The sequence below is a fragment of the Streptomyces sp. NPDC057654 genome, from assembly GCF_042800135.1.
In the GTDB taxonomy this organism is placed as follows: Bacteria; Actinomycetota; Actinomycetes; order Streptomycetales; family Streptomycetaceae; genus Streptomyces.
The window spans coordinates 1-13689 of sequence record NZ_JBHVHQ010000139.1; the positions used below are offsets into that span (position 1 = coordinate 1).

12 protein-coding genes are annotated in these 13689 nt (G+C 69.0%); 9 read left to right on the forward strand and 3 right to left on the reverse strand.

The window, feature by feature from the left end:
- The 7 genes from ACFU99_RS13815 to ACFU99_RS13845 form a co-directional block, all read left to right on the forward strand.
- The coding region (locus tag ACFU99_RS13815; RefSeq protein ID WP_384390480.1) for a UTRA domain-containing protein at nucleotides 1–604 on the forward strand (604 nt) is incomplete at its 5' end.
- Between the two features lie 218 nt (nucleotides 605–822).
- Entirely contained in the window at nucleotides 823–2118 is a 1296-nt protein-coding gene (locus tag ACFU99_RS13820) for a D-tagatose-bisphosphate aldolase, class II, non-catalytic subunit (protein ID WP_384390483.1), read from the forward strand.
- Nucleotides 2115–3272 carry an SIS domain-containing protein gene (locus tag ACFU99_RS13825; protein ID WP_384390486.1) on the forward strand — a complete coding sequence of 386 codons (1158 nt, stop codon included), beginning with the start codon at nucleotides 2115–2117 and terminating at the stop codon, nucleotides 3270–3272. The genes ACFU99_RS13820 and ACFU99_RS13825 overlap by 4 nt, the downstream gene beginning before the upstream one ends.
- A 49-nt stretch (nucleotides 3273–3321) precedes the next feature.
- Nucleotides 3322–4314 (forward strand): BadF/BadG/BcrA/BcrD ATPase family protein, encoded by a 993-nt coding sequence (locus ACFU99_RS13830; protein ID WP_384390488.1) that lies wholly within the window; start codon nucleotides 3322–3324, stop codon nucleotides 4312–4314.
- Nucleotides 4311–5285: a DMT family transporter gene (locus ACFU99_RS13835; RefSeq protein WP_384390491.1), complete on the forward strand. Its 975-nt coding sequence runs from the start codon at nucleotides 4311–4313 to the stop codon at nucleotides 5283–5285. Before ACFU99_RS13830 ends, ACFU99_RS13835 begins: the two co-directional genes overlap by 4 nt.
- Nucleotides 5286–5377: 92 nt before the next feature.
- Nucleotides 5378–6229, forward strand: a complete 852-nt coding sequence (locus tag ACFU99_RS13840; protein WP_384390493.1) for a ketose-bisphosphate aldolase — start codon at nucleotides 5378–5380, stop codon at nucleotides 6227–6229.
- 266 nt (nucleotides 6230–6495) lie between these two features.
- Complete coding sequence (locus ACFU99_RS13845) at nucleotides 6496–7131, forward strand: SMI1/KNR4 family protein (protein WP_384390496.1); 636 nt, start codon at nucleotides 6496–6498, stop codon at nucleotides 7129–7131.
- Between the two features lie 645 nt (nucleotides 7132–7776).
- On the opposite strand, the gene ACFU99_RS13850 is transcribed toward ACFU99_RS13845, so the two are convergent.
- From ACFU99_RS13850 to ACFU99_RS13860, 3 genes are all read right to left on the reverse strand, one after another.
- Nucleotides 7777–8178, reverse strand: a complete 402-nt coding sequence (locus tag ACFU99_RS13850; protein WP_384390498.1) for a hypothetical protein — start codon at nucleotides 8176–8178, stop codon at nucleotides 7777–7779.
- Between the two features lie 328 nt (nucleotides 8179–8506).
- Nucleotides 8507–9187, reverse strand: a complete 681-nt coding sequence (locus tag ACFU99_RS13855; protein WP_384390509.1) for a hypothetical protein — start codon at nucleotides 9185–9187, stop codon at nucleotides 8507–8509.
- Between the two features lie 528 nt (nucleotides 9188–9715).
- Complete coding sequence (locus tag ACFU99_RS13860) at nucleotides 9716–10699, reverse strand: alpha/beta hydrolase (RefSeq protein ID WP_384390501.1); 984 nt, start codon at nucleotides 10697–10699, stop codon at nucleotides 9716–9718.
- Nucleotides 10700–11657: 958 nt separating this feature from the next.
- Here ACFU99_RS13860 and ACFU99_RS13865 point away from each other — a divergent pair.
- Entirely contained in the window at nucleotides 11658–13163 is a 1506-nt protein-coding gene (locus ACFU99_RS13865) for an alpha/beta hydrolase (RefSeq protein WP_384390503.1), read from the forward strand.
- Nucleotides 13164–13284: 121 nt separating this feature from the next.
- Nucleotides 13285–13677, forward strand: coding sequence for a transposase (locus ACFU99_RS13870; RefSeq protein WP_384390506.1), 393 nt, complete (start codon nucleotides 13285–13287; stop codon nucleotides 13675–13677).
- Nucleotides 13678–13689: the final 12 nt, after the last annotated feature.

The window sequence follows — 13689 nt, forward strand, 5'->3', positions numbered from 1 at the left end:
GGCCACCACCGTCAGCGCCGGCACCAGCAGGGACACCTGGTCGGCGCGCAGCAGGGCAGGTCCCGCGGCAGGCGCGCCCGAGGCGACGGCGGCGACGACGGCCGCCTCGGCGGCCCCGCAGGTCCAGGGATTCGCCGACTATGCGCAGGTCAACGGCTTGACGACGGCCGGCAAGGTGCTCTCCGCCACCGTTCGCCCGGCCACGATGTCCGAGGCCGAGCAGCTCCGGATCGCTCCGGGCGCCGACCTCTTCGACCTCCACCGACTGCGCTTCCTCGACGGTCTGCTCGTCGTGCTCGAACACAACCGACTTCCGTTGGCGGCCTGCCCTGCCCTGGCCGAGACCGACTTCACCACGGCCTCGCTCTACGCCACCCTGCGCGCCGCCGACCCGCCGCAGCTGCCCCGCGTCGCCGACTATTCGGTCGAGGCCCGCCACCCGACGCCACGGGAGATCGAGCTGTTCGAGATCGGGGAGACCATGCCGATGCTCGTCGCGACCCAGCTGACGTCGAACCAGGAATCACGCCCGATCGAACTGACCGTCCAGGTCTACCGGGGGGACCGCTACCGCTTCCGGGCCTCCATCACCAACCAGACTTAAACGATCGCCGACCAGACTCAAACGATCATCGGCTGGGCTCGGACGATCGCCAACCGGACTTGGGTGATCGCCGCGGTTTGCCGGTACGGCCATGCAATACCAGATGCATACCAGAATAAGACTATTGACGACCCCAACTAATACCAGTACTGTCCAAAATAAGCCGCAGGCCATGACGGCATATTGGCTTGAGATGGACGTTGAGTAAGGGGTTGGCAATGCAGAGCCCATTGAGCGAGGTGGTCCGGCGTCAGAAGGCCGGACAGCCGCAGGGCATCACCTCGGTGTGTTCGGCTCATCCGCTGGTCATCGAGGCAGCCGTGGTGCAAGCACGGGAGAGTGGCGGTCATGTACTGGTGGAGGCGACCTCGAACCAGGTCGACCAGTACGGCGGTTACACGGGCATGCGGCCCGCGGACTTCCGCGACCTCGTGTACGGCATCGCCGCCGAAGGCGGTCTGCCACTGGACCGCGTGATTCTCGGCGGCGACCACCTCGGACCGAACCGGTGGCAGTCCCTGACGCCCGACGAGGCGATGGACCGGGCTGACGCCCTGGTCGCCGCCTACGTGGCGGCGGACTTCACCAAGATCCACCTGGACTGTAGCTTCGCCTGCGCCGGCGACCCCGTACCGCTGACCGACGACGTGGTCGCCGAACGCGCCGCGCGGCTGATCCGGGTCGCCGAGGAGGCGGCCGGCCCCGAGCGGGCCGAGCGGATCCGGTACGTGATCGGTACCGAGGTGCCCACCCCCGGAGGCGCGCACGAGACGCTCGACGCGCTCGTCCCGACCACGCCCGAGGCGGCGCGCACCACTCTGGAGCAGCACCGCAAGGCGTTCGCCCAGCACGGCATCGACGAGGTCTGGCCGCGCGTCATGGCCCTCGTGGTCCAGCCGGCCGTCGAGTTCGACCATGTGCAGGTCGTCGACTACCGGCGCGAGCTGACCGAGGAACTGCGCAAGGTCCTCGACGACGAACCCACTATGGTCTACGAGGCCCACTCGACCGACTACCAGACCGCCGAGGCGCTCACCGCGCTGGTCGAAGACCACTGGGCGGTCCTCAAGGTGGGCCCCGGGCTGACCTTCGCCCTGCGCGAGGCGCTGTTCGCCCTCGCCGCGATCGAGGACGAGCTGGTCCCGGCCGCCGAGCGGTCACGCCTTCCCGAGGTCGTCGAGGAGCGGATGCTCGCCGAGCCCGCCAAGTGGGAGGACTACTACCCGGGCAGCGCCGCCGAGCGGCGCCTCGCACGCCGATACAGCTACAGCGACCGGATGCGTTACTACTGGCCCGACCCTGAGATCGAAAAGGCCCAGGCCCGGCTGCTGGACAACCTCTCGGCCGTCGACATCCCCCTGCCGCTGCTCAGCGCCCACCTCCCACTCCAGTACGCCCGCGTCCGCCACGGCGAGCTCGCTGCCCGGCCGCGCGACCTGGCCGTGGACCACGTCCGCGACGTTCTGCGCGACTACGACCGCGCCTCCCACCCCCACCTGATGGAGCACGTGTGACCACGCCCTCCGGCACCCTGTCCCTGGACGACGGCGCCGCCCACACCGTCCGCGAGATCGCCCAGCAGCCCGCCCTGTGGCGGGAGGTCGACCGTATCGTCGCGGCCTCCCGGGAGTCGCTGGACGCCTTCGTGCGTCCGCTCGTCGCCCGCGGTGACCTGCGCGTCGTACTCACCGGCGCCGGCACCTCCGCGTTCGCCGGCCAGGTGCTCCAGCCCGCCCTGGCCCGGCGCCTGGGACGCCGCGTCGACGCGGTCGCCACCACGGACCTCGTCGCCGACCCCCGCGGCGCTCTCGCCGAGGACGTTCCCACGCTGCTGGTCTCCTTCGCGCGCTCGGGTGACAGCCCGGAGTCCGTGGCCGCCACCGCCCTGGCCGACCAGGTCCTCACCGAGGTGCACCACCTCGTGATCACCTGCAACGAGCAGGGCCGCCTGGCCCGCGAGCACGCAGAGCTGCCGCAGTCCCACGTGCTGCTGATGCCGGCCGCGTCCAACGACCGCGGTTTCGCCATGACGTCGAGCTTCACGTGCATGACGCTCGCGGCACTGCTGGCTCTCGGCGGCAGCGCCTACGACGGGGTCGCCGAGCGTCTGGCCGAGGCGGTCGAGTCGATCTGCGAGAGCGACGCCGTGGACCGCACCGTCGGCGCCCTCGTGGCCCGCGAGCCCGAGCGCATCGTCTTCCTGGGCAGCGGCCCGCTGAAGGGCCTCGCCGAGGAGTCGGCGCTGAAGGTGCTCGAACTCACCGGCGGGAGGCTCATGGCCGTCTCGGAGACCTCGCTGGGATTCCGGCACGGCCCCAAGGCGGTGCTCAACGACCGTTCGGTCGCCGTGGTGTATATGTCGAACGACCCGTACACCCGCAAGTACGACCAGGACATCTCCGCGGAGCTGCGCGGAAATCTTCCCGCCGGCAGCGTCGTCACGGTCTCCGCGGGCCCCGGCACGGAAGCGGACGGCGACGACGCCTGGCCGCTGCCGGGCCTCGACGGCGTCGAGGACGTCGCCCTGGCGCTGTCCGCTGTGGTGTACGCCCAGCTCATCGCCCTGCGCGCCGCCCAGGCCCGGGGCCTGCGGGCCGACGACCCGTTCCCCTCGGGTGAGGTCAACCGCGTCGTGCAGGGCGTGACCCTGCACTCCCTGCACAACTGATCAAAGGCAGCAACGGCGCGGATCCAGGGCGCCGGACGGAGGTACAACGATGTTCCTAGGTGTCGACGGTGGCGGTACGAAAACCGCATTCTGCCTGGTCGACCGGGGCGGACAAGTCGTGGCGCGAGCGCAGGCGGCAAGTTCGTACTACTTCTCCCACGGCATCGGGCTCGTCGAGCGTGTGCTGGGGGAGGGCGTCGACGCGGTCTGTGCGGCGGCCGAGCTGACCCCCGCCGACATCGAGTACGCCTTTTTCGGCTTGCCCGGTTACGGGGAGGCGGCCCGCGATCTGCCCGTCCTGAACGCGACCCCGCGAGCCGTGCTCGGACACGGCCGCTACGCCTGCGACAACGACATGGTCTGCGGCTGGGCCGGTTCGCTGGGCGCGGTCGACGGCATCAACGTCATCAGCGGCACCGGCTCCATGACCTACGGCGAGCGGCTGGGCCGGGGCGTGCGCGTCGGCGGCTGGAGCGAGATGTTCGGCGATGAGGGATCGGCGCACTGGATCGCGGTCCGCGGCCTCAACGCCTTCTCGCGGATGGGCGACGGACGGCTCCCCGAGGGCCCCCTGGCCGAGGTGTTCCGGCGCCACCTGGATCTCGCGTCCGACCTCGACGTGATCGACGTCGTCCACAACCAGTGGCAGGGCGACCGCGGCCGGATCGCCGCGCTCAGCCGCTCGGTGGCCGAGGCGGCCGCTCTGGGCGACGAGGCCGCCTCGGCGATTCTCGCCGAGGCCGGCCGGGAACTCGCCCTGCTCGTCGAAGTCACCCGCGAGCGGCTGGAGTTCGGCCCGGACGAGACCGTACCGGTCTCCTACTCGGGCGGCACCTTCGGCGCGGACGCGGTTCTGGAGGCGTTCGCCACCGGACTGAAGAACCGATTCGACCACTACGAACTGCGACGCCCTCTGTACGAGCCCGTCGTAGGCGCCGCCCTGTACGCGGCGAAAATCGCTGAAACCCCGCTCGACCAGCCCGCGCTCGACGCGCTGCGCATGGCCTCCGGGATCTCTGCCTCAGAAGGGAAAGACCGATGAACAGAGGCAAGAAGAGCTGGATCCTGTACGCGTCGCTGCTGGTCCTGTTCTGGGGTGTGTGGGGCGCCTTCTCCAGCGAGCCGAACAGCAGATACGGCTACCCCAACGAGATGATCTACATCATCTGGGCCTTCACGATGCTCATTCCCGCGTACTTCGCGATGCGCGGCAACAAGTTCGACCGCCGACCGGTCGCCGCCGTGTACGGACTGATCGCGGGACTGACCGGCGCCGGCGGCCAACTCCTGCTGTTCCACGCGCTCGCCAACGGCCCGGCGTACCTGATCTTCCCCCTGGTGTCGCTCTCCCCGGTGATCACCGTCCTCATGGCGATGGCGCTGCTGCGGGAGCGGATCAACCGGCTCGCCCTGGTGGGCGTCGTCGCGGCGCTGGCGGCGATCGTGCTGCTCGCCATCCCCAGCGGCAAGGACGACTCGAACTCGCACGGCCCGTGGCTGCTGATGGCCATCCTGGTCTGTGTCGCCTGGGGCGTGCAGGCGTTCTGCATGCGCAAGGCCGCGGTGGTCGGGGTCAACGACGCGACGACCTTCGGCTGGATGACCATCAGCGGACTGCTGCTGGTTCCGGTGGCGTTCGTGATGATGGGCGATTTCCCGTCCGGCGCTCCGTGGCAGGCGCCGGCACTCACCGCGGTGACGCAGGTCCTCAACGCGGTCGGCGCGTTGTTCCTGGTCATGGCGTTCAGCCGGGGCAAGGCCACGGTCGTCGCCCCCATCACCAACGCGCTGGCCCCGGTGCTGACCATCGTGCTGTCCCTGGCGGTCTACCAGACGCTCCCGAACGTGTGGGGCGCCCTCGGTATCGTGCTGGCCCTCGCGGGCTCGACCCTGATGGTCTACAGCGACGAGAAGAGCGGTGAGAGCGGCGAAAACGGCGAGAACACTGCGGCACCGGGCGCGGCGGACGACGACGCGGACGCGAGTCCCGCCCCGGCCTCGCAGAAGTCCTGACCGCCCACAGATCCCTGGCCGAACCACGCAGCGGTACGGGCCGACACCGGCCCGTACCCACCGAACCGATATGAAAGCGAGGGGACACCTTCATGCCCCTGGTTCCCACGCGCGAACTCGTCTCGAAGGCCGCCGCCGCGGGCCGGGCCGTCGCGGCGTTCAACGTGATCACACTGGAGCACGCCGAGGCGATCACCACCGGCGCGGCCGCCGCGGGCGCCCCGGGGGTGATCCTCCAGATCAGCGAGAACGCCGTACGGTTCCACGGCGGCCGGGTCGAGCCGATCGCGCGCGCCGCGGCCGAGGTCGGCAAGGCCTGTGACGTCGACGTCGCCCTGCACATGGACCACGTGACGGACATGCGGCTGCTGCGCACGGCGGCCGACGCGGGGTTCTCCTCCGCGATGTTCGACGCCGGGGCGCAGCCGTACGCCGAGAACCTCGCCGCCACCCGTGCCGCGGCCCAGTGGGCCCACGGCGCGGGCCTGTGGCTGGAGGCCGAACTCGGCTACGTGGGCGGCAAGCCCGACGCTCCCGCGAGCGCCCACGCGGCCGGGGTGCGCACGGACCCGCAGGAGGCGGCGCGCTACGTCGCGGACACCGGCGTGGACGCCCTGGCCGTCGCCGTCGGCAGCAGCCACGCGATGACCGAACGCTCCGCGACCCTCGACCACGCGCTGATCGAACGACTCCGGGAGGCCGTGCCCGTACCCCTGGTGCTGCACGGTTCATCGGGCGTCGGCGACGACGATCTGCGACAAGCCGTTCAGGCCGGCATCGTGAAGATCAACATCGGCACCGCTCTCAACATCGCGTTCACCGGCGCGATCCGCGAGACACTGACACAGCGCCCCGACCTGACCGACCCCCGTCCCTACATCGCCCAGGGCCGGGAGTCGATGGCGGAGACGGTCCGGGTCCTGCTCGGCGTGGTGAGCGGCTGAGCGGCCGAGCGGCTGAGGCTGAGCGGCTGTGCGGGGGCGAGGCTTTCCCCGCACCTGATATCGCCTCCAGCTGCTGACTGCTGGCTGCTGGCGACGGCGCCGAGGGCGGGGAGTGTCCGGTCGGGCGCTGCCCGCGCCGCACCGACGCGGCCGACCGCATCCGCTCCTGGAGGCCGAGGACACGCTTGATGGTGCTGGGCGGAGAGCGTCGATGCGGTGATTGCCTACTGGCCTTCGGGCGAGGGCCGGCCGATACGGTGACCGGTATGCCTGACGACATACGACGGTTGCAGGCGGCGTGGGGGCGGGTCGAGGCGTGGCTGCGCGCGTACGCTCCGGCTTCGGCTGCCCTGTTGCGTCCGCCGGTCGGCGAAGCGGAGATCGTGGCCGCGGGGGCCGCCATGGGCGTGGAGCTTCCGGCGGCGCTGGCCGCGTGGTACCGGATTCACGACGGCGTGGACGAGGGGCATGGAGCCGGGATTCTGCCGTCCGGCAAGACGATGTTGTCGCTCGAACAGCTGGTGGATGAGTACCGGACTCACACCGAGGACTGGGAGCGGGAGGAGGGGCTTCTGCCGTTCGCGCGGACCGCCGGGGACATCTGGGCCGGCTGGTACGTGGACGCGCGCAGGGGCGCCCCCTCCTACGGCGGGCTGGGGCACTGGTCGGTCGACCTCGGAGACGATCCGTATCCGCCGGCTTCGAACGGGTGGCCGCTCGCCGATTGGCTGGAGGAGATGGCCGCGGCGCTGGAGGAGGGCCGGTGTCTGCGCCGGCCGGATGGGGTGGACGACAGGTACGACTGGCCGGTGCTGACCGGCAGCCTCGGACTGGACTGGGTTGATCCGAGGGATCCCCGGTTGTTCCCCGAGGGGATGACCAAACTGGACGGCCCCCGCTAGCGGTACCGGCGCGGGTGCCGGGGCAGCAACGGCTCGATAAGCGCTCACCATTCTCGACCGACCTCTTATGGTTTTGGCCGGGTCGTCCTTACCGCCCGAGGAATGAGATGACCTTCCCCATCCACCGTGCGATACCAAGGTCTTTTTGCGGGAAGTCTTCGCCGTGCGGCGTGGAAGGCGGCTCGGGGACGTCGACTGGCTTGGTGGTCAGGTACCAGGATCCGGCAGGGAAGCCGTAGGAGGGGGCGAGTGTTATGTACCCCGCGTGAGGCAGGCGGAATGTGATGCATTCACCGCCTCCGCAGCTTGCTTCCCCGAGGAATTCTTGGCCAGGTGTGCCGTCCGGCCAGCCGACGGATGGGCAGTCGCAGTCGATCCAGTGGCGAAGGCATCCGCACTTGTAGTCGATCGTACAGGCCGACTGGCCCCGGGTGCGGCGCGGCGTTCGACGCGGAAACCGGCTGCCAGGACGTCGTCCCGACGCCCTGGCCTGCGGCACGCAGCTGCGCTGGAGCGCGCCGAAGCTGATCGTGGTGGCCAACGAGAAGGCGCGCGGCGCGAATGTCCGCGCCCTGCACGTCCTGGCGGCCACGCCTGTGAAGGCCGGCCCCGCTGCGGCGGCCTTCGACCTGGCCCCGGAGCCGGTCACGCGGACGTGCCGGAAGTACTGGCGCAGATGGGCGGCGTACTCGGGGCGTGGTCGGGACCGGGGGCGACGGCCACCACGGTCGTGGCGTCAGGGTTGCCGGGCCCCCACCACCAGTCGGTGTTGTGGGCGCTCACGGCGGTGGGCAACCCGGTATCGCGGCCGAGTTCGTTGATGGCGCCGGCCTCGCCGTAGTCCTCCGCGAAGATCACCGCGTTCGCGCGCTGCTCGGGCGGGAGCCCGGTCCGTACCTGCCGCACGGTGTCCACCAGTTGGCGCCAGCCCAGGGATTTTCCCGCATTCGATTTGATGCCGTACGTCCGCGCCGCATCGGAGGGCGGCAGTACCGGCAGCACGATCACGGCGAACAGCGCAGCCGAGACGGCCGTTCCGACCATCAAACCGCGCAGTTGGTCCGGTCGGGAGTGCGGCCACCCGTCGAGTCCCACGGCCCCGGCCGCCAGTAGGCACATGTACAGGCCGCCCAGGCAAGTACATCTGCGCTCCGGTCGTCACGGCGAACAGCACGAACAGCACGGCGTACGCGGTCACAAGGCACCGGCTCGCGTCGTCCGCGCGGCCGGGTGCGGCCCGGCGCGCAAACTCCCGGGCCGCTCGAACCCTACGCACCCGGTCCACGAGTGGTAAGCGCCCCGGCCGACACCTCCGGGGGCCTTCGGATCGGCTCGTGGCGGCCTTGAGAGGGGTACCAGCAGCGGCAGTTGCAGCTCAGATCTCCTCCCGGGCCTGCTGCGGGTAGCCGATCTCGGTGATGTCCTCGTCCAGCTCCGCAAGGGTGACTTCCGGGTTCAGTGATGACACGAGTTTCTGGCTCAGCAACCGCAGGTCATACACGTCGCGGACGGCTTTCAGGTCCACGGGTACCTCGTAGTGGTCCTCGGCGAAGCGCTGGAACGCTTCCGGCGAACGGTCGGTCAGGATCGTGAACAGGCCTGTGGCCCCGTCGGGGTCGGAGCATCCGGTGGGGAAGTCGATCACGCCGTGCTGCCAGCGATTGTCCGTCGCCTCCCGCCACAGGCAGGCCGTCACGACGGGAACGCCGTCCTCGTCGGTGAACGCCGGCTCCTCGACGAAGCGACGGAAGACCTCCGGGACCTCGTCGAGCACGCCCGGCCAGGGTTCCCCGTCGTCGGCGTACGGGCTCATCGGTGCTTCGTGGTCGAAGCCGCGGACGTAGGCCCCGGCCGCCGAGAAGACGATGGAGTACTCGTCGCCCGACCCGTTGCGCATCGAGGCCATCTCCTCGCCGTCGGACCAGCCGGCGTCGAAGGAGTAGTACCTGCCCTCCCAGTCCGGATTCAGGATTGCGTTGAGCATTGCCAGCGAGCGGCAGAGGTTCCGCAGGCCGGCGATGGAGGGCAGCTGGCGAGCTACGTCATAGACCGTCACGTGCTCATCCAAACGGACGCCCCTGACACCCAGGGCTCCGCCTGGCCGGCGGCCCTCAGCAGCGATTCCCAGACCGGGCGGGCCAACTGGCGACAGTTGGAAGCGAACTCACCTGTGCCGTCTGCCGCGTCCAGCATCCAGCGTCCCGCGATCCGAAGCGCACCATCGCGCTGACCGCGCGACCTGTGCCGGAGTAGTAGGGGTCTGACGAACACCGGGAGGTCCACCCAGCCGTCCCCTGCGTGTCGGACGAGAAGGCCAGAAGGCGTTTCCGGAGCCGGACGCAGCGCTCGGCGGTCTCCGTGAGCAGTACGGTCACGGTCGTGCGCTCCGCCTCGGTGCGCCGTTTGAACCCGGGCCGACCCGATCATCGAACACATCCGATGCTCGGGCCGCGCACAACACGTTCGTCACAGCAGTCGGCCCGCTCGCGGGAGCCGATGCGGCGCTGTCCGGTGAGCGTCGGACGGTTCCACCGCTGCGCGCGCAGATCAAGAGCCGTCCGGTCCAGGCCGGCGGGAGACCGCGTTATGCCTTGCGCAGGCGGTCGATGATGCCGTCGATGTCGCGGATCATCATGTCGGGGCGGACGATGTGGCCGCCGGGTTCCTCGTGGGCCTCGTACGGAATGTGCGCGCCGTCGAGCAAGGAGCGGAACTCGCGCTGCCCGGCGAGCACTTGGGGCTCGTTGACCTGGCTGAACCAGTCGACCGGGTCGGGGCTGGTGCCGGCGACGAGGAAGATGCGCTTGTCGCGGTAGCGCTCGATGTTCTGGACGGGGTTGTCGGCGGTGACCCGCGCTTCGTCCCACGGCACCCCGTAGACCATGCCGCCGCCCAGGTCCAGGGCCGAGGTCGCGTTGGCCCAGTGGACGACCAGGCCGCCGTCGCGGCGGAGACTGGCCGGGCCCGAGTGGGCGCTCACCGAGGCGAAGTGGCCGTAGTACTTGGCGGCGTACTTCAGTGCGCCGAAGCCGCCCATCGAGAAGCCGGAGACTGCCCGGCCGTTGAACTCCGCGTAGGTGCGGAAGTTCGCGTCGATCCATTTGACGAGCTGGTTGAGGTGGAAGCTCTCCCAATTGCGGGGGCCGACCAGGGAGCTGACCGGGTTGGAGTACCAGCCGGTGTGGCCGCCGTCGGGCATCACGACGATGAGGGGTTTGCCCGCCGTCCAGTCACGTACGTGGAGGGTGTCGAAGGTGATGAAGTCCTGCATTCCGCCGTGGAGCAGGTACAGGACGGGGTAGGTGCGTCCGCTGGTGTGGTAGTCGTCGGGGAGCAGGACATTGACCGCGGGGCCGGGGTTCCAGCCGATCTCGGCGGTCTGGAACCGGTAGTACCACATGCGGGGATCGCTCTCGTTGCGGTCCACGATGCGCAGGCCGAATCCGTCGTCGGCCGCCCTGGCCGTCGAGGCCGAGGCCAGGAGACCGCCGAAGCCGAGAGCCGCTGCGGCGGAAAGCCCGCCGGCTGATTTCAAGAGTGTTCGACGCGATGGATGCTGGACGCTCAACACAACCTCCTGGTAGGGGAGTCGTACGGACTCGGCTGTAGACGGCCGAGCAGCCTCACCGCACCTGGGGCGGGACGTGTTGCGGAGGCAGGGCGAAACTACCGGCACTGGCGAGACGGCAGCCAGCAGGGATGTGTCAGGTACCCGGCCAGGCCTGGGGATGGTAGTGCGCCGGGGCATGGCCCGTGAGGACGAAGCCGGAGCGGTACCCGGCGGTGCGGGTGATGGATCGGGAATGTTGGTGTCATGTTCAGCCAACGCGCGTTGCGCTCGGCAGCCCGGTGCCGTTTCCTGATGGCCTCTCACCCGCAGCGGGCCCTGCTGACGCCGCCCCGCCGTCGGTGTCCTGCCGTTCGCGCACCAGTGGGTATTCGGCGCGGGTGGTAGGTGCCGGTCGGGGGGCCGGTGAGTGGCACGGGCCGTGCCGGGCCTCTGGCTGAGGTGGTCGTCTCGTCGGCGCCGGACCAATGGGCCGTCGGCGCTGGCCAACGCGCCGTCCTCATCTGCGGCCGCGTCGCCGCCACCTGGATCACTGGCGACCGCCGCCTCACGATCAGCCCCCTGCGCCGCCTCACCCGGACCAATGTACCGAGAACTGGAGGGGGAGGGCCAGAACCTGGCCACCTTCATGGGCCAGGGCGTCGGCACGGTCCATATCGCCGAATCCACCTGAACCGCAGCACTCTGCTTGTAGGGGTGCCACGGCTGGACGCTGCGTGATTCTCATCATTCACCAGTTGCGAGAGTTCTGCGAACAACCCAGGACAGTCATGAATCCGCAGGGTGCCACTGACGGAACTCCTCTCAGAACCGGCTCGATACGAGGGGCGCTTCGGTAGGTTGCCGTGTCATTGACTCGACATGGGACGGTCAACGGTTCGTCATATTTGTCGACGTGGTTCGATGTAGCATCCCAACGGAAATGGAGACCGGAGACCACATTGAGGTGCTATAGACCATGATGAATTTAAGAAACTCCCGCTTCAGGCGAACCGTCACCATTGGCGTCAGCATTTTGGGCGCGGCAGTCGGTTCCGTGTTTCCGGCGGGCGCCGAGGTGCCGGAACAATCTCGGAATCTTCGTTCGTTCTACGAGCAGAAGATCCGCTGGAGCCCTTGCTCGTTCGACAGGGAAGTCGAGTGCGCGTCCGTTGAGGTCCCCCTGGACTACTCCCACCCGGACGGCGAACGCATATCTGTGGCTATCAGCCGCCAGAAGGCAACGGACAGCAAGGCTCGGCGAGGCGTCCTGTTCTACAACCCGGGCGGCCCCGGAGGGTCAGGGCTGACGGACTGGTACGGCAAGTCGGCCCCCAAGGAGCAGTTCAAGAACACTCCGCTCAATGCCTCCTACGACCTCATCGGATTCGACCCCAGGGGCGTCGGGAAGTCGGCGCCGCTGCGGTGTGCGAAATTGGATCTGCCCGACATCACGTCGCGGCCGACCGGCAAGGACTTCGATCACTTCGCGGCCTGGGCGAAGGAATTCGAGAAATCATGCGACGAGCTGGACGGGCAGCGCCGCAAATACTTCAACACCCGTAACACCGCCCGGGACATGAATGTGATCCGCGCGGCCCTGGGGGAGCGGCGGATCAACTATGTCGGGTACTCCTACGGCACCTACCTCGGAGCCGTCTATGGAAGCTTGTTCGCCTCCCGACTCGACCGGAGCGTTCTTGATTCCTCGATGCATCCCGATAAAACAGGCTATGCCTATATGACATGGAAGGCGGAGGCGGCACGGCGTTTTGTCGAGGAATGGGCCGGCTGGGCGGCGGAGCGCGACAAGACGTTCGGGCTGGGGGCGTCGGTCTCCGAGGTCATGGCGACGGTGGAGGCGGTGTCGTCACGGCTTGCCGGGCATCCCGCCGGCGGCTGGGACCGGAACACTTTCGACGCGTTCTTGGGCTTCGATGCTGAAGATGTCGCCAAGTGGCAGGAGCTAGGGGAACGTGTAGCCGGGCTGAAGTCGGCCGGCAGCGGTGAGCGGTTCCGCAAGGTTCCGCCCGTTCCGAAGGCGGCAGCCGGGCGTGAGGTGGTCGAAGACGCCACGTACACGATCCTGGCCGAGGGCGAGTGGCCGCAAGACATCGAAACCTATCGTGAGCAGGTCAGGAAGAACCGTGACCGCCTCCCTTACGGGTTCGGCCCCATGGGCTCTCTCCCCCTGCCGCCTGCCTTCCGTTCCTTCACACCTCCCGAAGCCCCGACCGACATCGAGCGTGACGGCTACCCCCGCGGGATGGTGATCCAGGCGAAGAGGGACTCCCAGACCCCGTACGAAGGCGGCGTGGCGATGGCCCAGCGGCTCGGCGACGTGCTGGTATCCGTCGACGACCACAAGCACACACAGTACGCGTCGAGCAACAACAGGTGCGTGGACGAGCCGGTGACCGAGTACCTGATGCAGGGCGCCCTTCCGTCAAAGCCCGTCAACTGCCCCGCGGCAGAGACCGGCTGACCTGAGGGCTCGCAGAGAATCAAAGATTTCGGCCCGGGCCGGCTGCCGGTTACCGACGCGGCCGGCCTCCGCCTCGCGCGCCAGACCATTTCGTTCGGATCATCTGATCGTTGGTCTGCGTATGTCGTTGACTGATGCGCAGTGGGCGCGAATCGAGCAGTCGCTGCCGGACCGGACACCGAGGCGGGGTGGCCGTTGGGAGGACCATCGTGAGGTGATCGACGCTATCGCCTTCAAGTTCCACGCCGGGACCCGGCTGGTGCATCTGCCGGAGAAGTACGGCAACTGGCGGGGCGTCTGCAACCGGCTGTGGATGTGGGCGGTCGACGGCACGTGGAAGCGGGTGTTCACCGCTCCGGTGGCCCGTGGCCGGGGCCGACGCGGGCGAGGACCTGGCCTGGGCCGTGTCGGTGGACTCCGCGACCGCCTGCGCAGACGCGGTATCCGCGCGCCACCCGCTACGAGAAGACCAACGCCGGCGGCCCACGCTTGGGTGCATGACGGCCCTGCATGATCGGGACGGGCC

Bases quoted from the DNA above. Each gene is read 5' to 3' on its own strand.
- ACFU99_RS13820 (WP_384390483.1), top strand. From the start codon at position 823: ATGCAGAGCCCATTGAGCGAGGTGGTCCGGCGTCAGAAGGCCGGACAG.
- ACFU99_RS13870 (WP_384390506.1), top strand. From the start codon at position 13,285: ATGTCGTTGACTGATGCGCAGTGGGCGCGAATCGAGCAGTCGCTGCCG.
- ACFU99_RS13835 (WP_384390491.1), top strand. From the start codon at position 4,311: ATGAACAGAGGCAAGAAGAGCTGGATCCTGTACGCGTCGCTGCTGGTC.
- ACFU99_RS13840 (WP_384390493.1), top strand. From the start codon at position 5,378: ATGCCCCTGGTTCCCACGCGCGAACTCGTCTCGAAGGCCGCCGCCGCG.
- ACFU99_RS13845 (WP_384390496.1), top strand. From the start codon at position 6,496: ATGCCTGACGACATACGACGGTTGCAGGCGGCGTGGGGGCGGGTCGAG.
- ACFU99_RS13865 (WP_384390503.1), top strand. From the start codon at position 11,658: ATGATGAATTTAAGAAACTCCCGCTTCAGGCGAACCGTCACCATTGGC.
- ACFU99_RS13830 (WP_384390488.1), top strand. From the start codon at position 3,322: ATGTTCCTAGGTGTCGACGGTGGCGGTACGAAAACCGCATTCTGCCTG.